The 22,099-nt window shown below is 59.8% G+C and carries 19 protein-coding genes; 4 read left to right on the top strand and 15 right to left on the bottom strand.

What is annotated here, in order from left to right; all coding sequences use genetic code 11:
• Nucleotides 1–37 precede the first annotated feature (37 nt).
• The 12 genes from WFP06_RS06200 to WFP06_RS06145 all read right to left on the bottom strand — a co-directional run bounded on the left by WFP06_RS06200 (nt 38) and on the right by WFP06_RS06145 (nt 15,707).
• Entirely contained in the window at nt 38–1,936 is a 1,899-nt protein-coding gene (locus tag WFP06_RS06200) for an XrtA/PEP-CTERM system amidotransferase (RefSeq protein WP_336986354.1), read from the bottom strand.
• Between the two features lie 9 nt (nt 1,937–1,945).
• Nucleotides 1,946–3,508 carry an exosortase A gene (gene xrtA, locus WFP06_RS06195; RefSeq protein WP_336986353.1) on the bottom strand — a complete coding sequence of 521 codons (1,563 nt, stop codon included), beginning with the start codon at nt 3,506–3,508 and terminating at the stop codon, nt 1,946–1,948.
• Nucleotides 3,498–4,733, bottom strand: a complete 1,236-nt coding sequence (locus WFP06_RS06190) for a TIGR03087 family PEP-CTERM/XrtA system glycosyltransferase (RefSeq protein WP_336986352.1) — start codon at nt 4,731–4,733, stop codon at nt 3,498–3,500. Before WFP06_RS06190 ends, xrtA begins: the two co-directional genes overlap by 11 nt.
• On the bottom strand, nt 4,733–5,797 hold the full coding sequence (locus WFP06_RS06185) for a FemAB family XrtA/PEP-CTERM system-associated protein (protein WP_336986351.1): 1,065 nt from the start codon (nt 5,795–5,797) through the stop codon (nt 4,733–4,735). The genes WFP06_RS06190 and WFP06_RS06185 overlap by 1 nt, the downstream gene beginning before the upstream one ends.
• On the bottom strand, nt 5,794–6,666 hold the full coding sequence (locus WFP06_RS06180; protein ID WP_336986350.1) for an XrtA system polysaccharide deacetylase: 873 nt from the start codon (nt 6,664–6,666) through the stop codon (nt 5,794–5,796). Before WFP06_RS06180 ends, WFP06_RS06185 begins: the two co-directional genes overlap by 4 nt.
• Nucleotides 6,667–6,670: 4 nt before the next feature.
• Nucleotides 6,671–7,852 (bottom strand): XrtA/PEP-CTERM system-associated ATPase, encoded by a 1,182-nt coding sequence (locus tag WFP06_RS06175; RefSeq protein WP_336986349.1) that lies wholly within the window; start codon nt 7,850–7,852, stop codon nt 6,671–6,673.
• A gap of 20 nt (nt 7,853–7,872) precedes the next feature.
• Nucleotides 7,873–9,525, bottom strand: a complete 1,653-nt coding sequence (locus tag WFP06_RS06170; protein WP_336986348.1) for a preprotein translocase subunit YajC — start codon at nt 9,523–9,525, stop codon at nt 7,873–7,875.
• A gap of 6 nt (nt 9,526–9,531) precedes the next feature.
• Nucleotides 9,532–10,596, bottom strand: coding sequence for a P-loop NTPase family protein (locus tag WFP06_RS06165; protein ID WP_336986347.1), 1,065 nt, complete (start codon nt 10,594–10,596; stop codon nt 9,532–9,534).
• Between the two features lie 10 nt (nt 10,597–10,606).
• A complete protein-coding gene (locus WFP06_RS06160) occupies nt 10,607–12,130 on the bottom strand; it encodes an XrtA system polysaccharide chain length determinant (protein WP_336986346.1) in 1,524 nt (507 codons plus the stop codon).
• Between the two features lie 15 nt (nt 12,131–12,145).
• Nucleotides 12,146–12,790 (bottom strand): XrtA/PEP-CTERM system exopolysaccharide export protein, encoded by a 645-nt coding sequence (locus WFP06_RS06155; protein ID WP_336986345.1) that lies wholly within the window; start codon nt 12,788–12,790, stop codon nt 12,146–12,148.
• A 167-nt stretch (nt 12,791–12,957) separates the two neighbouring features.
• The gene (locus tag WFP06_RS06150) at nt 12,958–14,184 is read right to left on the bottom strand and encodes a pyridoxal-dependent decarboxylase, exosortase A system-associated (RefSeq protein WP_336986344.1); all 1,227 of its coding nucleotides are present in this window, start codon (nt 14,182–14,184) and stop codon (nt 12,958–12,960) included.
• On the bottom strand, nt 14,181–15,707 hold the full coding sequence (locus WFP06_RS06145) for an acyl-CoA ligase (AMP-forming), exosortase A system-associated (RefSeq protein WP_336986343.1): 1,527 nt from the start codon (nt 15,705–15,707) through the stop codon (nt 14,181–14,183). Before WFP06_RS06145 ends, WFP06_RS06150 begins: the two co-directional genes overlap by 4 nt.
• Nucleotides 15,708–15,709: 2 nt before the next feature.
• Between WFP06_RS06145 and WFP06_RS06140 the strand changes: the two genes are divergently transcribed.
• The 4 genes from WFP06_RS06140 to WFP06_RS06125 all read left to right on the top strand — a co-directional run bounded on the left by WFP06_RS06140 (nt 15,710) and on the right by WFP06_RS06125 (nt 18,540).
• Entirely contained in the window at nt 15,710–16,726 is a 1,017-nt protein-coding gene (locus tag WFP06_RS06140) for a GNAT family N-acetyltransferase (RefSeq protein ID WP_336986342.1), read from the top strand.
• 81 nt (nt 16,727–16,807) lie between these two features.
• Nucleotides 16,808–17,080, top strand: a complete 273-nt coding sequence (locus tag WFP06_RS06135) for an acyl carrier protein (RefSeq protein WP_419716239.1) — start codon at nt 16,808–16,810, stop codon at nt 17,078–17,080.
• A 9-nt stretch (nt 17,081–17,089) separates the two neighbouring features.
• Nucleotides 17,090–17,767, top strand: coding sequence for an alpha/beta hydrolase family protein (locus WFP06_RS06130; protein ID WP_336986340.1), 678 nt, complete (start codon nt 17,090–17,092; stop codon nt 17,765–17,767).
• Nucleotides 17,767–18,540 carry a hydrolase 1, exosortase A system-associated gene (locus WFP06_RS06125; protein WP_336986339.1) on the top strand — a complete coding sequence of 258 codons (774 nt, stop codon included), beginning with the start codon at nt 17,767–17,769 and terminating at the stop codon, nt 18,538–18,540. The genes WFP06_RS06130 and WFP06_RS06125 overlap by 1 nt, the downstream gene beginning before the upstream one ends.
• Here the strand turns inward: WFP06_RS06125 and WFP06_RS06120 are convergent.
• From WFP06_RS06120 to ilvD, 3 genes are read right to left on the bottom strand one after another with little or no spacing between them, the layout of a single operon-like run.
• A complete protein-coding gene (locus tag WFP06_RS06120) occupies nt 18,537–19,733 on the bottom strand; it encodes a class I SAM-dependent RNA methyltransferase (protein ID WP_336986338.1) in 1,197 nt (398 codons plus the stop codon). The two genes, WFP06_RS06125 and WFP06_RS06120, sit on opposite strands and share 4 nt — an antisense overlap.
• A gap of 47 nt (nt 19,734–19,780) precedes the next feature.
• Entirely contained in the window at nt 19,781–20,149 is a 369-nt protein-coding gene (locus WFP06_RS06115; RefSeq protein ID WP_336986337.1) for a hypothetical protein, read from the bottom strand.
• Nucleotides 20,146–22,002: a dihydroxy-acid dehydratase gene (gene ilvD / locus WFP06_RS06110; RefSeq protein WP_336986336.1), complete on the bottom strand. Its 1,857-nt coding sequence runs from the start codon at nt 22,000–22,002 to the stop codon at nt 20,146–20,148. The genes WFP06_RS06115 and ilvD overlap by 4 nt, the downstream gene beginning before the upstream one ends.
• Nucleotides 22,003–22,099: the final 97 nt, after the last annotated feature.

The following is a 22,099-nucleotide window of genomic DNA, read 5'->3' as shown; positions in this document are numbered from 1 at the left end:
ATCACGCAAACTGAGTTCGCAAAGCGGTTTAGCCTGATCAGCCCACAAGTTTTAAATTGCCAAGCGATTTATCGAGCATCAGAAGTTGCCACAAAAGCCGCGAATGGTCGGATCTTCCGGCAATATGGGCCTCGGCAATGCGCGACAGCTGCCGGGCATCGAACCAGCCCGCTCGCGCCAATGCAGATCCGGTTGCAATCGCGCGCGCCTCGCCGGCCAGCGGTCCGCGAAACCATTCGGCGATGGGCATGACAAATCCCTGTTTCGGGCGGTACAGAATGTCGTCCGGCAAATAGCGCTGCATCGTGTGTTTGAGCAGCCACTTTCCCTGGTTGCCTTTGATCCGCAGATTGTGCGGCAGACGGGCTGCAAATTCGATCAGCCGCTGATCAAGCAGCGGTTCGCGCGCTTCGAGCCCGACCGCCATGCTGGTGCGGTCCACCTTCGTCAGGATATCACCCGGCAGCCAGAATTTGAGATCGGCATATTGCGCACGGTCCAGCCCGCTTTGCGCAGGCGCATCGCGCATCATCCGGATCAGCGGTTGTTCGGCGCGGTAATCGCCTCGCTCACGCAGGAACGCATCGGAATATATGGCACTGCGCAGCTCGGGCGGCGTGCTGGACAAGGCGCGGGCATAGCCTTCCTCCCCGTTACCCGCTAAAGACAGCAGTGTACTTTTGGCGCGAAACGGTCGCGGTGCCCAATCGGCTTTGGGATAAATTGCCCCGATCTTGCCAAGCACCGTTCGCCGCAGGCCAGACGGTATGACGGATCGCAGCTGTTCTTCGCGCGCGTGAAATATCTGCCTGCGATAGCCCGCAAATGCTTCGTCCGCGCCATCACCCGACAGGGCCACGGTAACATTTTCTCGCGCGAGTTCGCATACCCGCAAGGTGGGCAGGGCTGACGCATCGGCAAAGGGTTCGTCGAAAATAGCCGCCAGCTGATCGATCGCGGAATAGTCGGACGGGTCGACCATTCTGCTATTATGGTTGGTGTCAAACCGGTCCGCGATCTGCCGGGCGTAAGCCGTCTCGTCCGACGCAGCCACATCGAAGCCGATCGAACAGGTTTGTACGGGACTGCGCGAAGCCTCCGCCATCAGGGCGACCACGCTGGAGGAATCGACGCCGCCTGACAGAAATGCCCCCAGCGGCACATCCGCAACCATCCGCGATGTTACCCCCTCGCGCAGATGAAAAAGCAATTCCGCCGACAAGTCTGCCGCTTTTCCCTTGCTGCGTTCAGCAAAGGAGACATCCCACCATTTCACCGGAGCGGATAAGGGGCTGTCATGCTTGAGCAGCCGGTAATGACCGGCGGGTAATTTCTCGACATTTTTCAGGATCGAGCGGTGATCGGGTACATAACCCCAGGTCAGATAATCCTCGATTGCCAGCGGGTCGGCCTCGCGCCGCAGCAATGGATGTTCCAGCAAACCCTTAAGCTCGGATGCGAATGCCAGACTGCCGTCGGACAATGTCGCCATAAACAGCGGCTTCACACCCAACCTGTCACGCGCCAGCAGCATTTCGCGCGTTTTAAGGTCGTAAATGGCGAAAGCGAACATGCCGTTTAACCGGTCGAGGCATTTTACACCCCATTTCAGATAAGCGGCGAGGATGACTTCGGTATCGCCATCGGTGCGGAAAACACTCCCCGAACTTTCCAGTTCGCGGCGTAATTCGCGGTAATTATAGATTTCACCGTTGAAGGAAACGACAGCGCGCCCGTCATGCGAATGCATCGGCTGCGGCGATCCGGCCAGATCGATGATCGACAGCCGCCGGTGACCCAGCCCGACACCTGCTGCGGTCCAAACGCCGGACCCGTCGGGCCCGCGGTGAGCCAGGGCATCGGACATCCTCTCGACCCGCCTGGGATCGACCGGTTTCGGCGTCGAATAATGGAATATACCGGCAATCCCGCACATGGCGCGGCGTTAGTCGGTTTGAACGATGCGGTCTATCCACTCGTTCAGCGGGCCCGCATCCCTGGCAAACTGGCGCACCGGGGCCGATGGGTCCTGCGCCCCGGCGGCCTCGGCCGACAATACCAGTGTGCTTGTGGGTGCAGCCTTCAGCACCAGTTTGCTGCGCATCAGTTCAAGTTTGAGCCGGGCATTGCTTCCGGCAAAAAATTCACCGCGGCGATACCATGTTGCGGCGAAGCGTTTGATGCGCCCGTTGGCGAGCAGATATTCGGCCTTGGCACCATCGATGGACTGCCCGTTTTCCAGCCAGCGCCACGGCGAATCCGGGACCAGTGCGCCCTGTCCGAAACCGCCAGCCTCACGCCCTTCCCCTTGCGAGGTATATATTGCCAATACGGCATCGACTACCTGCCCGTCAGGCCCGCGATATCGTCCGCGCAATTTGTGATCGGCACCATTGGCAAGCGGTTCCCATTCGACGTTCGGGCTATAATCCACTTGCTGCCAGCCCTCGACATCAGGCAATACCGGGTTCAGGGATATGGATGCGGACAATCCGTCGGCGGCGGATGCCCACAGCGAAACCGCCAGCAGCATGGCAATCCCGGTGGCCGCCGCGACACTGCCCGGCACGGAAAATCCGGCGGCTTTCTGCAGCATGGCAGATGCGTTGATATGCGCGGCATCGACGGGACTGTCGTCGGGCGATCTGTCAAACCAGCGCCACGACAGGCCAAGCAGCAGACCCATCACGATGGCGAAAAACACCCAGCCATAAAAGATGTGATCGAAACCGGCGGCAAATTCGATCCCTTGCGATTGCGCGATATAGATTGTGCCCCAGGCGCGCACTCCATTGGCCAGTATCGGCAACAGTAACGCAGCCATCATGAAAACAGTCCGGCGTTTCCAGCTACGGAATGATGTGGCAGCCACCAGAGCGCCCAGAGCGGTCATCGCGACAAGGAACTTCACCCCGGAACACGCTTCCGCAACTTCGAACAACCCCGCCGGGGTGTCGATAAACACACCCTCGACCTTCGCCGGAATGCCGCTGAGATGGGTCAATCCGATCGTCAGGTGGGCAGTAACCATTTGTAGTGCGGGGACCAGTTCGTCGCCAAACGGAATAAGGAACAAAAGATACGCGAGAGGAAACAGGCTGGCAGCCGAAACGCGCGGCCCCAGCAAAGCCGCGAACGCGCCTATCAGCGCAGTTACCGCGCCAAGTTGTCTGGCCAGATCCAGATCGGAAAAAGCGCCCAGCAACCAGACAAACAAGGCCCCTGCAAAGAAGACAAGCCCCGGCCACCATGCCATCGGCGTGATCTGCGCCAACGCGTCGCGGCGTTGCCACATCAGGACGGCAAAAATACCCGGGATCAGCAAGATATGATTGTAGGTCGAACTGTTCCACCATTGGCCAGCCATAGCCGCCCAATCTTCGATAAACAGAATGACCAGCGCAGCCCAGACCAGCGTGACATACGGCAGCGGCACCCGCCATGATTGCGGCACGTGATGCAGCGCCCCGTCGCGGCGCTGGTGTTTTAAAGCCGCATCAGGCTGCATGCCGCGGTTCCAGCGGGGCCTGCCCCTTGGCGATAAGCGTCGCCAAAGGTGCGAGCATGGCTTCCCACCCCTGATTATCAATCACGAATTCACGGGCCGACCGTCCGAGCAGATTGGCCGCTGCCGCATCGTTCAAAAGTGCCAGCGCCCTCATCACCAGCGCATCGTCCGACGCCTCAACCGCGAAATGCAACCCGTTTTTGCCGGCGATGCCGGTTGCAGCCTCTGGCGACAGCAAAACCGGACGCGCCATCGCCATCGCTTCGAGTACCTTGTTCTGCACGCCCCTGGCGATGGTTAGCGGTGCCAGAACCACGTCCGCGGCTGCAACAAACGGGCGCACATCGGGCACTTCACCCCAGACATTCACACCGCATTTGCCGTGATCACCCAGCAGCGCCGCGGTGGGCGCGCGGCCGACGATATGGAACTTCGCGGCCGGATACGCCTTGCGAACCTGCGGCAGAATTTTGTCGATCACGCGGCGGCAGGCATCGATATTAGGCTGGTAATCCATCTGGCCGGTAAAAACGAAATGCGGGCCTTTCGATGCGGCAATTTCGGGATGTGTTTTTACGGTAGCCGGATCGAAATAGCCGGTGTCGATCCCGTTCCGCAGGGCACTGGCGGCGATGTTCGCGCAGTGTCCAACACGCATTTCGAACAATGCCGCCTCGGCTTCACTGACGAACAGGGTGTGCTGACTGCGGCGGGCCAATCGCTTCTCTGCGGCGGCAACCAGTCTGGCTTCCCTGCCATATACCCAGTTGCGCGGTCCGACAGCGTTCCGGGCGTAGGCTTCGAATTTGGCGGAATCGACATCGACCAGATCGGCGATTACCCGGCCTTGGAATTGATCGGGCACATATTGTCCCATCTGGCCAGAAAACACGTATATCGTCTCGATCGCCTCGTTCGCGATGGTCGCGTGCGTCCATTCTTCCAGTTGCTTGCTGTGAAAGGCAGTCATGCTTACCGGTTTGCCCGAAACCAGCGCCTCCACCCCTGCCAAAGGCACAGGTTTGCGCCGCTGCGTCAGGCAATAGGTAGCCGCCAAACCGGCCAGGTGATGCTCATGCGCAAGGTCGCTCTCGCTTTCGGCAAAGCAACCGACATGAACGCGGCCAAGTTTTGCCAGCGCCTTGAGAATATGGTGCGAGCGGATTTTGTCGCCCCGGTCTGGCGGATAGGGCAAGCGGTGCGCCAGAAAAAGTATATCGCCCATCAGCCCAGCCCCCTGGCGATATGCGGCCCGATCAGATTGGCCACGCGCAGTGGCAGTTTCTTCCATAGATTGATCATTGCCGCATTTCCGGCGCTTGTCGGATCCGCGCCGCGCGGCGGTGCACCCGGTGCTGTCCAGTTTGCATAATGCAGCGGCTGCGGTTCGAATCCCCAGTTTTTCTTGTAATGATACGGGCCGCTGCCGGTTTTGGACCTGCCGAAATCAAACCGCGTGCAGCCGCGTTTGCGCGCGTGCAACATCAGTTCGTAATACATCCGTTCGTTTGCCCGCAAGTGCCGGGCGGCAACCGTGCCGCCCCCCCAATACGGCATCACTGCGCCGTTGTGATAAAGCGACAGGACGCTGGATATCGGCTGTCCGTCTTTCCGTATGGTCAGGATATCGGCATCATCGCCAAATGCATCCAGAACCGCATCGAACAGGCTGCGCGGAAACACCGGTGTACCCAGATTGTGCACGCTGACAGCATAAGTTCTGTAATGATCTGCGCGTTCGGTTTCATCCAGGCCGGTGGTTACTTCCAGATCGCGTTTAAGCGATTTTCTGACCTCGGCGCGCTGTTTGCGCGGAATGGCAAGCAGCTGTCCTTCGTCGTCGCGCGCTAGTTCGCGTTCGAAACCGCAGTGACTTTCGGTACAATGCTGCCAGTCGGACGGGGCAATCCCGCCGCGCAGCTCGGCACTGGAAAATCCGTTTCTGGCCGCCAGTTCCGCGGCTGCCTCGCACAGCTGTCCGGCAATTGCAGGGTTGCCGCACAACACGCCGCCGCCAACCGCAAATCCGCTAGATACAAGCGCGCGGCCAAATACATTGGAATGAAGCTGTGTCAGCGGTAACCAGCCAGTCAGCTCCCCGCATTTTTCCGCAATCAGACCCGTGGCAGTTTGCCCCGTGCCGCGCTCCACCGCCTGCAACCATAAGGGGCGATGGAACGGCGTTCCGCCATGGTCCGCAACGAACGCTTCGATCCGGCGCACTTCAGCCGGATCGGCAAGATCGGCGATCGCAATCGTGGTCTGGTTCATGGCAAAGGGCGCATTCATGCCGCCAGCGGAATCGCTTTGGAAGCTTCGCGGTGCGCAAGCATATCCATTCTGCCCCATTCGAATTCGTTCACCAGCTGCCGCAGCTTGTCGCCCATGATGGCCAGATTTGTGTAATGGCGGACTTTGGACTTCAGCGGGGCTCCGGGAACGCGCGGCTGTTCCGGATCGATTTCCCAGGGGTGGAAATAGAAAACCGCGGGCCGCTGGTCACGGTTGTTGACTTGCCTGATTGCCCAGCGCGAAAACGCGTAGGGAAGCACGCGGAAAAAACCGCCGCCCCCCGCAGCCAGACGTTTGCCGGCAAATTCTGCAGTGGTGACGGGAATTTCGACCAGATCGGACCACGGCAATGGGTGGAACGCAAATCTGGGCGCATCACGCCAGCCATAATGATCGTGGTTTATCGGCGCCACGCTGGATGAATAGGCATAGCCCTGCTCGGCCAGTTCCATATACGCCCACGGCGTGCGCTGATCGATCGAAAAGCTTGGCGCGCGGTAACCCGACACCGCAGTGCCGGACGTGTCTTCGAGAATGGCCTTTGCCTTGGCGATATCCTGCGCGAACTGTTCGCGCGTGAAGGTGAAAACCCGCGCATGATCATAACCGTGGCTGGCAATTTCATGCCCGGCGTCAGCGATTGTCTGCATCAATCCGGGATGCCGTTTGGCAACCCATCCCAAAGTGAAAAAGGTCGCCTTTACGTCGGCATCGTCAAACATCTCCAGGATTGCTGCGACATTGCGTTCGATCCGGCCCGACAAACCGGTCCAGTCCCTGCGCTCGATGACGTTTTCGAACGCACCGACCTGAAACCAGTCTTCGACATCGACCGACAATCCATTGACGATGGCGGTTTCAGTCATCGCTTCAAGCAGCCTTGCGCGGCTGTTCGTCTTCGATGAACTCGATCAGCATGGTCAGCGTGTGGCGGATGGCATGTTCCTGTTCCTGAACCTGCATTTCGAGCGCCTGCAACCGTTCCGCCATCGCCTCGAGATTGCTATCACCACTAGCTTCTGACAGCTCGACGACTGCCTGTTGCAGTTCGGCAATCTGGATGTCGCGAGCGGCTAGCAAGCGGTCCACGAATTTGGGATCAATCGGCCTGGCGGCTTCCTCTTCAGGCCCGGGGGCAACGAAACTTGCCGCAGCCGGCGGTTTGGGATGTTTGATCTGAACAGGCTCGGGCGCCGGGCCTGCCTTTGCCATTGGTGCGGGAGCGGCCTCGGGGAAGGCGTTTTCCCCTGCCATTTCCTGCAACACCGATGTCAGCATGGCATTGTCGATCCGCGTCCGCTGCTCGACCGCGCCGAGCAGCAGCAAACGGGTCACAATCTGGTTCAACTTGCGCGGAATTCCGCCCGTCGCGCGGTACAGTTCGGAAAACACGCGCTGGTCGAACGCCGGATTGCCCGCATAGCCAACGCATCCAAGGCGGTGCTTGATATACGGTTCGATCTCGGATTCTTCCATCGCTTCGAGATGGTGCGCCGCGATCACGCGCTGGCGCAGTTGCTCCAGTGCGGTATGCGATTGCAGCGTTTGCCGGAATTCCGGCTGACCCAGCAACAGGATCTGCAGCAATGGATGCGAACCCAGCTGGAAGTTGGACAGCATCCGCAGCTCTTCAAGCGCTTCGACCGACAGGTTCTGCGATTCGTCCACCACCAGCAATGACCGGCGGCCCGCCCGGGCTTCCGAATGCAGAAAGGCTTCTATAGCGCCCAGCGCAGATGCCTTGTCATGGCCGCCAACTTCGAGGCTGAAACTTTGCGCAACCACGTGGACCAGTTCTTCGCCGTCCAGATTGCTTGTAACCACCTGGCCGACAGCCATCTGTTCATCATCGATCCGGTCCATCAAATGGGCGACAAGCGTGGATTTACCTGCACCGACCTCGCCCGTTATCACGATGAAGCCTTCCCCCTGTGCAAGGCCGTAGCCCAGATAGGAAAGCGCCTTACGGTGCGTGGCGCTTTCGAAGTAAAACGCCGGATCGGGCGTTAACTGGAAAGGACGGGCGGTAAGGCCGTAAAAATCGTCAAACATGGGTCAATCCTTCCGGTAATTCAGAAACCGTACCGCAAGCCGATGCGGGCGGAGGCGGTTGTTATGTCGTCGAGCAAGCTATCGCTCGTGATATGGTCGAGGCCCAGCGCAGCATTCGCCGTAAAGCTGGAGCCCAGGCTGCGGGTATAAGCCGCGGTCGTGCCGACGGTGAAACTGTCTCCGGCCAGATCAAAACCGCTATCGAACCAGTTGGCATAGACATTGGCCGTCCAGCTGGCACGGCGGCCCGACTGGCCGCTCAGATAACCGGCGAGATAGTAATTCTCGTCGGTCAGTCCGTTCGCTGCGCCAAGCACAGTGTCCTGAGCCGCGATAAATTTACGGCGGTCGTAACCGGCGCCCACACCGGCCGACAAGCGGCCGATCAGCGTTGAATAACTCGCGGCAATTCCGCGCGCTCTGAAAGTGGACGACCTGACCGATGCCAGCGCCCCGTTCAGGCAATTGCTACCCCCGGTTGCCGCGACGCAATTGGTGATATCCCCCGTCAGCGGATTGCGTCCGGCGGTGAATTCGGTCGGCAGCGCCGAAAGCGCGTTGGTCACCTGGCCGCCGAGCGCGGTCACATTGTCATAAACAGACACATTCACGTTGCTGCGTTCGCTGGGTGCCCACGCGAAATTTCCGTAATAGGTCGTGGAACCATAACGCTCGCCTATGCGGAATTCGGCAGATGTGCGGCGGCTGGGGCGCCAAACCACGCCGGCATCCCAGATCAGCCCGTCGGTCTGGAAAGCGATCCGGCGCGGCGCACTGTCATCGGTAACGAACCGGCCACTGGAATCGACGATTGCCGCACCCGTTGCATCGCGCAGCGCATCGCGGCTGGAAACCTCGACATCCTCGTATCCGACGCCTGCCACCACGGCGAGCGTTGGCGATACGGGAACGGTCACGTCGGCGCGGATGTAACCGTCACGCACGCGCTGATCCAGATTGGCAATGTCTTCCTGATAAATCCCGGTTCCAAAACCAACCCCGACGGGTAACATATCGCCGGGTGCGACCTGCAGATTGGCATTGGCCGAATGGGTTACGCTTTCATCGAAAACATCGACCGGGGCAGCGCCCGGCGCGAGGATAATTGCATCCGGCGATTCGACACGGGTATAGCCGATCCGGTAGTTGGCCGTACCCTTCACATCACCCATCTGGCCTGACAGCTGGGGTCCGGCATAGACCGAATAAACCTGCGAAACCGTATCGCTTTCACCCAACGGACTGAGGGTTGCGGAGCCATTGCCGTCCACCCGCGACCGCGCGGCCAGTGCGCCTGCCTCGACTGTCAGGGCTTGCGGTATGATCGAGGCATAACCGCGCGCAATACCGGTTACAGTGTCACTATCGACACGGTCATCGTCCCACGCGATGTTGCGCTCGTAACGGACCGAAACCGATCCGCCATTGTTTCGTCCCACGATCGAGGCATCGACGCCCGCTGCAAGCTGGGTGTATGTTACCACATCATCACCGGGTTCAAGCTCGGCGAAGACGATTTGCGATACTTCGATGTACGGTTCGACGCTTGTGCGCCCGCTGCCACGCGTTTCGCGCGCGTCTTGATCGCCGTAAGCGCGGTCCTGCGCTGCAAGCGGTGCCGAAAGCGCAAGCGCGAGCAGTGCGCCGGCTGCGGAAAAGGTTGAAAATTTCATGACGGGTTACCCCTCGTAACCGTAATACGTCCCGAAGCGGCGACCGCTCGGGCTGAACTTCGCTGCATTCAGCAGCAGTTTGATATCCCGGCACCCCGAAAGCAGCTGATAAGCATCCTCCAGAGCGGACCGGCCTGTGCTGTCCGCACGCGCGACCAGCACCGCTTGTCCGACGTGTTTGGCCAGTTCGGCTGCGGGCGATGCGGCAAGCGCGGGCGGCGAATCGAAAATCACCATTCGGTTCGGTGCGCCTCTGGTTAGCCGGTCGAGCACTTCGGCGGTGCGCGAACTGGTGAGATATTCGCTGTCCGAATTTGACTGTTCGCCCGCCGGAAGAACCCACAGACCCGGAATGTCCGTACCCAGTACCAGATCTTCCACCTTGATTACCGGATCGGCCAGCGCGTCCATCAGACCGGCACGGCCAGGCAGGCCCAGCACCGAAAGTATCGAAGGCTTGGCGAAATCCGCATCGACCAGAACAACCTCGGCATCCTTCTCGGCCGCCATCGCAAGCGCCATATTCACCGCGCAGAATGTCTTGCCTTCACCCGGTAGCGGCGAACAGATGAGCACGCGCCGGGCTGCAGGGCCGGATTTGGCGGCACTGATCAGCTGGCGCTTGATGATCCGGAATTCCTCCAGCAGCGCTGTCGCTGCCGCATCGGGCACTATCATGCCCTGATTGCGCAGATGCTCGCGGTTGACCGGGTGTTTCTCTCCGCCAAAAGTAACTCTGGCGGGCGCATCGTGCGGATCCGATACGGCCGCAATTGCGGGCACCGGTACGGGTCCGGTTATGGGCCCGGCCAAGGTTTCAGGAACGGGTTCGGAAACGGGTGCCGGCACCGGCGCGCGCGGCGCTGGTGCAGCCGGCGGAGCGGCTTTCACAATGCCCGGGCGGGCGTGTTTCATCGGCGCATCGATGATGCGCCGCGGGACTGGCGGAGCGCCAAAACCACCAAGCCCGAAAGTCCCGTTGGCCCGCTCGATCAACGAGCGTGTGGCTGCGCGATCTTCGCTCTGTCCATCGCCTTTGGGCGGCACCGGAATTTTGGAATGTTCAGTCATGCCGATCCCCTCAGGCCACCATGCCGCGCTGGATAAATTCCACCGCAAGCAAAACGACAAACATTCCCGCCAGTCCGGCACAGGCGGCGGTAAACATCTTCATCCGTCTGGCAGCCAGCGTCCTGCCCGCATCGGTCAGGGTGTGTGAAATGGCCCCCAGAACCGGCAGGTCCATCACGCTTTCCAGCTTCGACGTCGTGGAAAAAGTGGATTTCAGTTTGCTCAGCCCCAGCGCTACCGCAATGCCCGCACCGATGCCCAATATCAGCACGCCCAGCAGCAATAGCGGGCGATTGGGTGCCGACGGGATACGCGGTGTGGTGGGCGGATCGATCACTTCGAACTGGATCGCGCTGCGCTCATTCTCGACCTGGCCACGAAGCTTCAGTTCTTCACGGTCCTGCAGCAATTCGTCATATTTGGTTTTGAGAACTTCATAGTCTCGGTTGATGCGGTTGGCTTCCGCGACAAGGCTTGGCGCGACCGACTGGTTTGCGCTGATCGACCCGAGTTCGGATTGCAAAGCGGCCTTGCGCGACGACAGCGACTGGACATTGGCCTGCCGTTCGGCGCGAATGGACTGGAGCGAACTGTAAGCGGGATTGGCGATGCTGCTGGAAGTGGGTCCTTCGCGCGACACCTGTTTCTCGAGCGCATCGACCTGCCGTTCGGCGGCAACGATATCGGGATGGCTGCCGGTCAGCCCGCGCGCACGCAAGCTGGAAAGGTTGGACTGCGCCTGCATCAACGCTCCGCGCGATCCGCCCCCTGCACCATCCGATACAATCGAACGCGGCGTGCTGGCAATCTGGCCGTTGATTGCCGCCAGCGAACTTTGTGCAGCGGCAAGGTCGGCCTCGACATTGCGAAGTTCGGCGCGCGTTGCCGCGAGATTGGATGTCAGTGCACCGGTTCCGCCGATAATTTCAGGGTTGCCTGCTTCAAAGGCGACGCGGCGCTGTTCTGCCGCCTCGAGTTCCAGCTGGCGTGCTTCGAGCTGCTGGTCGAGGAAAGTGAGCGTTTCCTGCATTTTACCCCGGCCGCCCGCGATGTTCTCCTCGCGGAAGATATCGATCATTTTCTGCGTGATATTTTGCGCCAGAACTGCGTTTTCACTGTCGGACAAATCGCTGCGGCCACTTTCGGCAGTCAGCACAAACAGATTGCCTGCCTCGCTCGAAACCTGAACATTCTTGGCCAGTTCGATGATTGCCATGTCCATTTCGCGGGGCGTGGTAATAGTTTCGCCGATTTGCGTGGAGCGGATCACCTTTTCCAGATTGATCGCGCCGGTCAGCGACTGGCGAACGCGCTCTATATCGCGCATCCGCGCGTTCGAACCGATATCGAGCTGTTCTGCAAGCGCATCGTCAAGTTCGACGAACAGGCGCGCCTGCGATTCGTAGGAATTGGGAATCAGCGCGATCGCCAGCCAGCCCAGCAGGCAAACGCCCCAGGCGACGCCAAGCGCCAGCCACCGCCGGTTCCATATCGCGTGCAGTGCCGACTGCAGTTCTTCGATAAGCTCGTTCATCCGCCCCATAGCCCCTTAAAAGGTGCTCTCGGGAATGATGATCACATCACCCGGCTTCAGCATGACGTTGGCCCGGCTTTCCCCGCGTTTAAGCAGGTCAGCCAGACGCAGCGCATATTCTTTCTGGCTACCGCTGGTTTTGTCGAACCGGATAAGTTTGGCTTTATTGCCCGATGCATATTCGCTCAGCCCGCCAACCGCGATCATTGCGTCCAGTACGGTCATATTGGCGCGGTACGGGATCGAGGCCGGCTTTTCGGTCGCACCGACAACGCGGATTTGCTGGCTGAATGTGCCGGCAAATTCGTTGACGATGACGGAAACCAGCGGTTCTTCGATATATTGTGAAAGCTGCAGCCTGATGTCCTGTGCCAGCATCGAAGGCGTTTTGCCGACCGCGGGCATATCGGTTACCAGCGGCGTCGTGATACGCCCGTCGGGCCGCACCTGAATTTTCTCCGCACCCAGTTCGGGATTGCGCCATACGTGGATTGTCAGTTCGTCAAGCGGACCGATGACATATTCTTCGCCCGGCCCTTCCTGCATCGCAACGAACGACGCCGCGGGCAGCTCTGTACCCGCGCCGCTCGAACATCCGGCGAGCGCGAAGCTGGCCATTGCAGAGCCTGCAAGCAGTATCGAAAACCTGTTATTTCGCATCGTAAGCATTCCCTGGCCAATTTGCGGTGCAGCGGTTGACGGGAAGCTACCCCGTTCACAGCACTCGCGGATCCGGGAACCTCAATCGGATAAAAGGGTGAATATTGCGTTAGTAATGTCGGCGTTGTGATGCACGGTCCCGAAACGGGACTGGTTTAGGCAAAAGGTTAAACCAGCATTTGCCTTGCCGCGCCTTGCCCCAGAAATTCGAACGGGCTGGCTGTCGCGCCGTAAGCTCCGGCGCAAAACACAGCCACCAGATCGCCAATCTGCGCCGCCGGAAGCTCGGCCTTGTCCGCCAGCCTGTCGAGCGGGGTGCACAGGCAACCCACGACATTGACTTCTTCCAGTTCGGTGCCGTTGAAATTGCTGGCGATCGCAACCGGATAATTGCGCCTAACAACGGTGCCGAAATTGCCCGAAGCGGCCAGTTGATGATGCAGGCCGCCATCGGTGATAAGAAACGTCTCGCCCTGGCTGACTTTCTTGTCCACAATCCGGGTCAGATAAACCCCGGCTTCGCCCACCAGATATCGGCCCAGTTCGACACAGAGTTCCGTGTTTTCAATGGGTTCCGGCAAGTTTGCAAGATGCTGCGCGAGGGCAGCCCCGACCGCTGCGATATCCAGCGGCTTGTCGTTGCTGAAATACGGAATTCCGAAGCCGCCACCCATATTGAGCTTTGGCAGCGGCACGCCGATGGCGCAGGATAACTCGGCAGCCAGATCAAGCACATTCGCCTGCGTTTCGCCGATGGCACCGGCATCCAGCGCCTGGCTCCCCGTGAAAATATGCAGTCCGCGCCATTCCGCCCCCGCGCCGATGATTTCGCGCGCCAGTGCAGGCACTCTTTCCTGATCGATGCCAAACTGTTTCGCGCCGCCGCCCATTTTCATGCCCGAACCGCGCAGTTCGAAATGCGGATTGACGCGAATGGCCAGTTTCGGGCGCTTGCCGATCCGTTCCGCAATAGCCAGTGCCCGCCGCGCCTCGTGCTCCGATTCCAGATTGAGCGTGACACCGGACGCAATCGCTTTTTCCAGCTCGCTATCGCGCTTGCCCGGGCCGGCGAAACTGATCAGCGCAGGATCGAGACCGGCACGCAGCGCAATGTCCAGTTCCCCGCCGGAAGCAATGTCAAATCCATCGACAAGCCCCGCCATCAATTTCAGGACATCGTCAAACGGGTTGGCCTTGATCGCGTAATTTATGGCGATGCGCGCGGGCAGCGCGGCGCGCAACTGGCGAATTCGCGAAGAAATCAGATCGGCCGAATAAACGAACAGCGGTGTGTCACCCGCCTGTCTGACCAACTCGCCGGCAGCGATCCCGCTTATCGCCAATTCGCCGTTTTTGGCGGTGTAACCATCGGGAACGGGGCCAAGCGGCTTCACGCAGTCACCTCCCGCGCCAACTGTGCACGATCGATCTTGCCGTTCGGATTGAGCGGCATAGTTTCGCGCCAGTGGATGACTTTGGGATACATGAAATTGGGCAATTCCCTTGATAAAAATTTGGGTAGCAGGTTTTGCGCGTCTACCGCGTCAGGGGCCGCCCGCACAACCAGATGCACTGCATGGCCCAACCGTTCATCGGCGATACCCAGTGCAACCGCTTCGGAAACAAGCCCGGTTGCACGCGCCGCATCTTCGAGTTCTTGCGGGCTTATTCTGTTGCCGGCACTTTTGATCATCGCATCACGCCGGCCCACAAAATACAGCAGGCCATCCGCGCTGCGTTTCACCCTGTCGCCTGAAAATACCGCCAACCCGCCATATTCCGAAGCTGCCGGCGCTGGTTTGAAGCGGTCAGCGGTGCGCGCCGGATCCTGCCAGTATCCCTGCGCGACAAGCGGGCCGCAATGCACCAGTTCACCCTCCTCGCCCGGTGCGGTGATTTTACCTTCGTCATCGATTACCAGAATCTCGGCAAAGGGAATTGCGGTGCCCATCGAAGTCGGATGCAGATCGACAAGGTCCGGTGCCAGGAACGTCGAACGGAATGCTTCGGTCAGGCCGTACATCGGATAAAGACGCGCGCGCGGGAACAGACCCCGCAGATCGCGCACCATATCCCGCGTCAGCGCACCGCCGCTGTTCGTCAGGCGCCGCAGCGGCGTACTGGCTTCAGCTGGCCAATCCAGCTCGGCGAGCTGGAGCCATAGCGGCGGAACCGCCGCCAGTGTCGTGACGCCGTATTTTGCACAGGCCTTTGCGACGTCAGCGGGAAAAAGATAATCGAGCGGCGTTACGGCCGCGCCCGCATACCACGCGCTTAACAGCTGGTTTTGTCCGTAGTCGAATGACAGCGGGAGGACGGCAAGGACAACGTCATCGGCGGCCAATTCAAGATAATGCGCCACGCTGACCGCGCCCAGCCATAGATTCGCATGGCTGAGCATGACGCCTTTTGGCCGTCCGGTGGAGCCGCTGGTGTACAGAATGGCGGCGAGGTCGCCCGGATCATAATTGGACGGTCCGACCATTCCGTCATGCCGTCCCGCCTCGTCCCACACTGTTTCTTCGGTGAGCATCGCACAATTTGCCGGGCAATCATCTGCAACAAGCGAACCCAGCCGTGATTTGGTCCCCACCAGCAACGATGCGCCGCTATCGCTCAGGATGTGCGCTGCCTGCGCGCGTTTCAGCAGCGGATTGATCGGGACGTGCACCAAGCCGGCGCGCGCCGCCGCCAGCGGCACAAGGCAAGCCAGTTCGGTCTTGGCCGCCCAAGTGGCCACTCGCGCGCCCGCTTCAGGCAAAATGGATTGTAACCAGCTGGCAAGCCGCGACACACGATCGTTTAATTCGCTGTAAGTAAGCGTGCGATCGCGTAAGATCAGCGCAGCCGCATCGTCATTGCCGTTCAGGACAAGATGATCAAGCGGCCGTGGTTCAGGATCGGGCGCGGCGGACATTCATGCTCCAGACGGGAGGGACACATCAGTTGAACAGCGTCAGCTATCACGGCACGGTTAACGAGTTGCAAGCCATGAATTGCGCGGCCGCCTCGCCGTTCGATCGGGCGGAATGGTTTGCCCTGCTGGCAAACGAGGCTGGCAGGAAGCCTGTGATTGCAATCGCGAAAAACGCGCACGGAATGGCCGCATTGCCCTTGATGCAAGCTGGCGGCGTAGTTGGACCGCTTGCAAACTGGTACGCCTTCACGTGGCGTCCCTTGGTCAATGGATCGCCCAACAAACTGGAATTGCTTGGTATTATTGCATCGCAATTACGCCAGAGAGCATTCCGCGTTACGATGTCACCGGTGCCGGACGAGGATGGCTCTGCTTCACTCCTTCGTGACGCCTTTGCCGATGCCGGCTGGCAGACCGAGATGACAAAATGCGATGACAATCACGTTCTGCACGTCAACGGACGGACCTACGCTGAATATATCGCGCGGCGCCCGGGGCAGCTGCGAACCACGCTCAAACGCAAAGCCGGAAAGGTTACGGTAGAGATATTGGCCGCATTCGACGCTGGGAGCTGGTCAGATTACGAAGATATCTACCAACGAAGCTGGAAACCCGAAGAGGGTAATCCCGCGCTGCTCAGACAGTTTGCCGAGGACGAAGGCGCTCTGGGCCGCATCAGACTGGGCATAGCGCGTCTGGGCGGTACGGCGATTGCAGCGCAGTTCTGGACCGTCGAATCCGGCACCGCCTACATCCATAAGCTGGCGCATCTGGAAGAACACAAACAGCTGTCGGCGGGAACGGTGCTGACCGCGGCACTTTTCGAACACGTGATTGACCGCGACGGGGTGGAAATGATCGATTTTGGCACCGGAAGCGACCGCTACAAAGCTGACTGGATGGAGGACATCCGGCCTCGCTACCGGATCGATTGCCTTAATCCGTCCGACCCGCGAAGCTGGCCGGCGCTCGTCAAGCGCGCAATTCGCCGTCTTGCGCCAGCCAGACACGGCGGCTAGGGCATTTTCCGGTTCCCAAGGGGAGATGCGGACCAGATGACTGCCAAAAATGCCGCCCGACCTTCCAAGGTTATCGATTCCATGCCGCCGAGCCGCAGCATTATCGATACGCAATTGCGCTCGATCCTGGCTGATGTGCTCGGGCTCGACCCTGAAGCTGTCGCTGGTTTCGGCAGCGAGACAGGGTTGTTCGGCCATCTCCCGGAACTCGATTCCATGGCCGTGGCGGGATTGTTAACCGAAATGGAAGACCGGATGGACATCGTTATCGAGGATGATGATGTCGATGGCGAAATGCTCGAAACCTTTGGCAGCCTGATGGCCTTTGCCGAGGTCAAATGCATCAGGGGCTAAAGCCCTGATATGTTGACCGACTGGCCATGCCCGCTGCCCGGCGGCGAGATGTCATCCGAACTGGCCGTAGCGTTCGAAACCGGCGCCAAACAGCGTGTGCTGGTTATGCCCGCATTGTTTGATGAAGCGAACAAGACACGCCATCAAATCATTGAAATAATGCGGCGATTGTCGGGTTCGGGCATCGACTGTGCATTACCGGATTTGCCTGGAATGAATGAAAGCTGCCAGTCGCTCGAACAGCAAACGCTGCTGACATGGCGCGATGCCGCCGCTGCGGCAGCAGAGTACTTCCATGCGACACACGTGCTGGCAGTGCGCGCAGGTGTAATTCTGGCACCCCGTTCGCTGCCCGGATGGAGCTATGCCGCGGCGGGCGGAAAGCAAACCATCCGCTCGCTGCTCAGGGCCCGGCTGATTGCTTCGCGCGAAGCCGGGCAAGATGAAACCGCCGAACTGCTCGATGCTTCGGCGCGGCGTGATGGGATCGAACTGGCCGGATACAGGCTGGGCGCGGCGATGTATTCGGCTCTTTCAGATACGGATAAGCCCGTTTCCGCAAATTTGCGCGATGTGCCGCAGGCCGATCTGGGCGCAGGCGGCGGCCTGTGGCTACGCGCCGAACCTGATTACGATGCCGGGCAGGCTGATGCGCTGGCCGCGATAATAGCGATGGATCTGGTGTGATGCACCGCCGCCATGTCAGCTACGATTGTGACGGGGTGCGCTGCGCCGGCACTCTGGATGATGCGGCAGGCACTTCGGGACTGCTGATTGTCACCGGCGGTAACGAGACGCGGGCCGGCGCGTTTTCAGGTCAGGCGATGCTGGCAGCAGATGTCGCGGCGGCAGGATTTCCGGTGTTCCGGTACGATCGCCGCGGAGTTGGCGATAGCGAGGGTACGAATTCAGGCTTCCGGCACGAAGATGCCGATATGGCCGCGGCCGTTGCTGCGTTTAGAAATGAAGCACCGCAGGTGACCCGCATCACGGGTTTCGGCAATTGCGATGCGGCAAGCGCGCTTATGCTGTCATCGGGCGCAGGCCTCGGCGCGCTGGTGTTGTCAAATCCCTGGACGATCGAGAATGATGCCCAAGGCCCCTCACCCGGCGCGGTGCGCGCGCGTTATTGGGAAAAACTTAAAAGCCCCAAAGAGTTACTGCGGCTTCTTGCGGGAAACGTTTCATTCCGGAAACTGGCGCAAGGGCTGGCGGCAGCGGCCCGGCCCGGTGCGGCGCACAACTCGTTAAAAGACGCGATGGCAGCCGGTCTTGAAGCGTTTGACGGAGAAATTGTTTTTTTGCTGGCCGGACGTGACCGCACTGCCAAGGCATTTCAGGCTGTCTGGCCAAGCAATGATGCGCGCATCAGAGTATGCGAAGGCGCAAGTCACGCCTATGCCGAGCAACACGCCCGACAGTGGCTGCACGAGCAGATCATCAGCGTGCTGCGAAGCTAGCGCGTAAAATAGCTTGCAAGTTCGACATGGGTTGACCACCGGAACTGCCCGACAGGGCGCAATTCGCGCAATTTGAACGCGGCATCTGCCAAAGTTTTTGCATCGCGCGCCCAGCTGGACGGGTTGCAGCTGATGTAAGCAACCCGCTCCAGAGTGCTTGCCGCAATTTGCGCAATCTGGTCGCGCGCGCCCGCTCTTGGAGGATCAAGCAATACTGACGTGAACCGGTTAAGCTCCTGTGTTTCCAGCGGATTACGAAACAGATCGCGGTGCACCGAATGGACCGGTCTGCGCGACTGGCCGGCTGCTGTCTTGCAAGCAAAATGCACATCGCGCGATGCTTCGACCGCAAGCACCTTGGTATCACCTGCCAGTGCGAAGGCAAATGTGCCCAGTCCCGCGAACAGATCGGCGACGGTCGCGCTGTCGCCCAGCCATTCACGCGCAGCGCCTACCAGCGCGTCCTCCCCATCGCGGGTAGCCTGCAGGAATGATCCTGACGGGTATGGGACGCTCACGCCCGAAAGATTGACCGTGGCAGGCTGCGGCTCCCAGTTGGTTTCGCTGCCGAAACCCCGATCCACTGTCAAACGTGCCAGCGCATTATCCCGCGCAAAATCGAGCAGTGCTTCGGTTTCGGCGAGCCCTTCGACCGGCAGATTCTTGAGCCCGCAATCCACCCCTTCCTCGACAATCGCCAATTCGACTTCGACAGAATAACGGCCTTTGCGCCGGGCAAGCATCGCGCGCAGCGGGGCCACCAGCGCAAACAGTTCGGGGCGCAGGATATGGCATTCCGCAAGATCGACCAGCCTGTGCGATCCGGCCTCTCTGAAACCGATATGAGGCCGTCCGCCGATGTTGGTGGCCAGCATGGTGGCGCGGCGGCGGGATTTGGTTGGAGACAGATGTGCCGCCGTCATGACGTCAGGCTCAAGTCCTTGCGACTCTGCGGCAAATTTCACCCGGTTGGAGACAAACTCTGCCAATGCGGCATCGTCGCAATGTTGCAACTGGCAGCCGCCGCATTTGCCAAAATGCCGGCATGGAGGGGTCTGGTAATGCGGGCCGCGGTCAAACGATCCGTCTGCCAGCACCTCATCACCCGGTGCCGTGCCTGAAAAATGCCGGCCGTCGCTGGTTAATCCATCGCCCTTTGCGGCGAGGCGAATAATTGTTCCATCGGTAATCACCTGGCGCGCGTAGTCCGATCTGCCGACACACGCCAGTCATTAGCGCATCAGCTGGACGGGATTACCTGATTGGCTGAGGCCGCCACGGGAATGCGGTACTGGTCGCTTTCGACGGTGACGAGCACATTGTTACCATCGGCAACGACAATCGCGGCGTCAGCCCCGTCAGCCGAAACCAGACCGCCATCAAAGCCAAGCACCTCGAACCGGCGAAAACCGCCATCCTTGTGCCGGATGACCAGAATAGTTTTATTATCGGCCCGGGTGCGCTCGATTGTGCAATCGGGCGCAAAAGTCGCGGCATTGCCGGTGGCGCACATAATGCTGGTTACCTCGCCAGCGTTCGCGCCTTCCGACGCAGGCGAGCAAGCCGCCAGAATTGCCGCTGCAAGGCAGACCGAAATCCGGTATTTCAACGGGTTTTGAGCTGCGTAATATCTCTGACCGCCCCGCGCGCTGCGCTGGTGGTCATCGCGGCATAGGCCAGCAATGCTTGCGAAACGGCGCGCGGCCGCACGTCGGCAGGTTTCCATGCATCATCCCCCTTTGATTCCATCGCGCTGCGCCGCATTGCCAACTCATCGTCCGAAATCCGTAACGAGACCGATCGGCCCGGTATATCGATGTCGATAATATCGCCGTCACGGATCAGGCCGATAGCGCCGCCTTCCGCCGCTTCGGGAGATACGTGGCCGATCGAAAGCCCCGAAGTGCCGCCAGAAAACCTGCCGTCGGTCAACAGCGCGCAAGCCGCGCCCAGCCCCTTCGATTTGAGGTAGCTGGTTGGATAGAGCATTTCCTGCATTCCGGGCCCGCCCTTGGGGCCTTCATAACGGATCACGACCACATCACCTTCGATTATTTGCCCGGTCAATATGGCGGTGACGCTATCATCCTGGCTTTCGAAGACCTTGGCGGGGCCGCTGAAAGTCAGAATGCTCTCGTCCACACCGGCTGTTTTCACGATGCACCCGTCCAGCGCGACATTACCGCTCAGGACTGCAAGGCCGCCATCCTGGCTGAACGCGTGCCGGGCACTGCGGATAACGCCGTTTTCACGGTCCAGATCAAGCTCTGCCCAGCGGCGGGACTGGCTGAAGGCGGTTTGCGTCGGAACGCCGCCGGGCGCGGCACTGAAGAATTCGTGGACCTTGGGGTTGTTGGTGCGCGAAATGTCCCAATCATCAAGCGCATCGGCCATGGTGGGGCTATGGACGGTGGGCAGCGCGGTATTCAGCAACCCTGCCTGATCCAGTTGGCCCAGCAGCGACATGATCCCGCCCGCCCTGTGCACATCTTCCATGTGCACATCATCTTTGGCGGGCGCCACTTTGGAAAGACAGGGAACTTTGCGCGAAAGGCGATCGATATCGGCCATCGTGAAATCGACGCCGGCTTCGTGCGCCGCAGCCAACAGATGCAGCACCGTATTGGTCGAACCGCCCATCGCGATATCGAGCGACATGGCATTTTCAAATGCCGAGAAGCTGGCGATGGTGCGCGGTAGAACGCTTGCGTCATCTTCTTCATAATAACGCTTGGCCAAGGTCACGATGAGGCGGCCGGCCCTTAAAAACAAGCTCTTGCGGTCGGAATGCGTCGCCAGGGTTGAACCGTTGCCGGGCAAGGACAGGCCCAGCGCCTCGGTCAGGCAGTTCATCGAATTGGCGGTGAACATACCCGAACATGATCCGCAGGTCGGGCAGGCCGCGCGTTCGATCTCGGCAACCTCCTCGTCGGAATAACGCTCGTCAGCAGCGGCAACCATTGCATCGACCAGATCGAGCGCGCGTTCCTTGCCATCGACGATTACCTTGCCCGCTTCCATCGGGCCGCCCGAAACAAACACCACCGGAATGTTGATCCGCATGGCCGCCATCAACATTCCCGGCGTAATCTTGTCGCAATTGGAAATGCAAACCATCGCATCGGCGCAATGCGCGTTGACCATATATTCCACGCTGTCGGCGATCAGATCGCGGCTGGGCAGCGAATACAACATCCCGTCATGGCCCATCGCGATGCCATCATCGACCGCTATCGTGTTGAATTCTTTGGCTACCCCGCCCGCAGCCTCGATCTCGCGCGCGACCAGTTGCCCCAGATCCTTCAAGTGGACATGTCCGGGGACAAACTGTGTAAAACTGTTCACAACCGCAATAATCGGTTTGCCGAAATCGCCGTCCTTCATTCCGGTTGCGCGCCACAAGCCGCGCGCGCCCGCCATATTGCGGCCATGGGTTGTCGTACGTGAACGATAGGCGGGCATTGGTTACTCCAGGCGAAAGGTCGCGGTTGCGTCAGATTTGTACGAATAATGCTCTAGCATAATTGCCCGGCGAAACAGAATTGCAAAATTACTGGTG

The organism is Altererythrobacter aquiaggeris, assembly GCF_037154015.1.
In the GTDB taxonomy this organism is placed as follows: Bacteria; Pseudomonadota; Alphaproteobacteria; order Sphingomonadales; family Sphingomonadaceae; genus Aestuarierythrobacter; species Aestuarierythrobacter aquiaggeris.
The sequence above is the reverse complement of the archived record's forward strand: the minus strand, read 5'-3'. Positions and strand labels throughout refer to the sequence as shown.

Coding starts and splice junctions, on each gene's coding strand:
- WFP06_RS06200 (WP_336986354.1), bottom strand. CDS start 1,936: ATGTGCGGGATTGCCGGTATATTCCATTATTCGACGCCGAAACCGGTC.
- xrtA (WP_336986353.1), bottom strand. CDS start 3,508: ATGCAGCCTGATGCGGCTTTAAAACACCAGCGCCGCGACGGGGCGCTG.
- WFP06_RS06190 (WP_336986352.1), bottom strand. CDS start 4,733: ATGGGCGATATACTTTTTCTGGCGCACCGCTTGCCCTATCCGCCAGAC.
- WFP06_RS06185 (WP_336986351.1), bottom strand. CDS start 5,797: ATGAATGCGCCCTTTGCCATGAACCAGACCACGATTGCGATCGCCGAT.
- WFP06_RS06180 (WP_336986350.1), bottom strand. CDS start 6,666: ATGACTGAAACCGCCATCGTCAATGGATTGTCGGTCGATGTCGAAGAC.
- WFP06_RS06175 (WP_336986349.1), bottom strand. CDS start 7,852: ATGTTTGACGATTTTTACGGCCTTACCGCCCGTCCTTTCCAGTTAACG.
- WFP06_RS06170 (WP_336986348.1), bottom strand. CDS start 9,525: ATGAAATTTTCAACCTTTTCCGCAGCCGGCGCACTGCTCGCGCTTGCG.
- WFP06_RS06165 (WP_336986347.1), bottom strand. CDS start 10,596: ATGACTGAACATTCCAAAATTCCGGTGCCGCCCAAAGGCGATGGACAG.
- WFP06_RS06160 (WP_336986346.1), bottom strand. CDS start 12,130: ATGAACGAGCTTATCGAAGAACTGCAGTCGGCACTGCACGCGATATGG.
- WFP06_RS06155 (WP_336986345.1), bottom strand. CDS start 12,790: ATGCGAAATAACAGGTTTTCGATACTGCTTGCAGGCTCTGCAATGGCC.
- WFP06_RS06145 (WP_336986343.1), bottom strand. CDS start 15,707: ATGTCCGCCGCGCCCGATCCTGAACCACGGCCGCTTGATCATCTTGTC.
- WFP06_RS06140 (WP_336986342.1), top strand. CDS start 15,710: ATGCTCCAGACGGGAGGGACACATCAGTTGAACAGCGTCAGCTATCAC.
- WFP06_RS06135 (WP_419716239.1), top strand. CDS start 16,808: ATGCCGCCGAGCCGCAGCATTATCGATACGCAATTGCGCTCGATCCTG.
- WFP06_RS06130 (WP_336986340.1), top strand. CDS start 17,090: ATGTTGACCGACTGGCCATGCCCGCTGCCCGGCGGCGAGATGTCATCC.
- WFP06_RS06125 (WP_336986339.1), top strand. CDS start 17,767: ATGCACCGCCGCCATGTCAGCTACGATTGTGACGGGGTGCGCTGCGCC.
- ilvD (WP_336986336.1), bottom strand. CDS start 22,002: ATGCCCGCCTATCGTTCACGTACGACAACCCATGGCCGCAATATGGCG.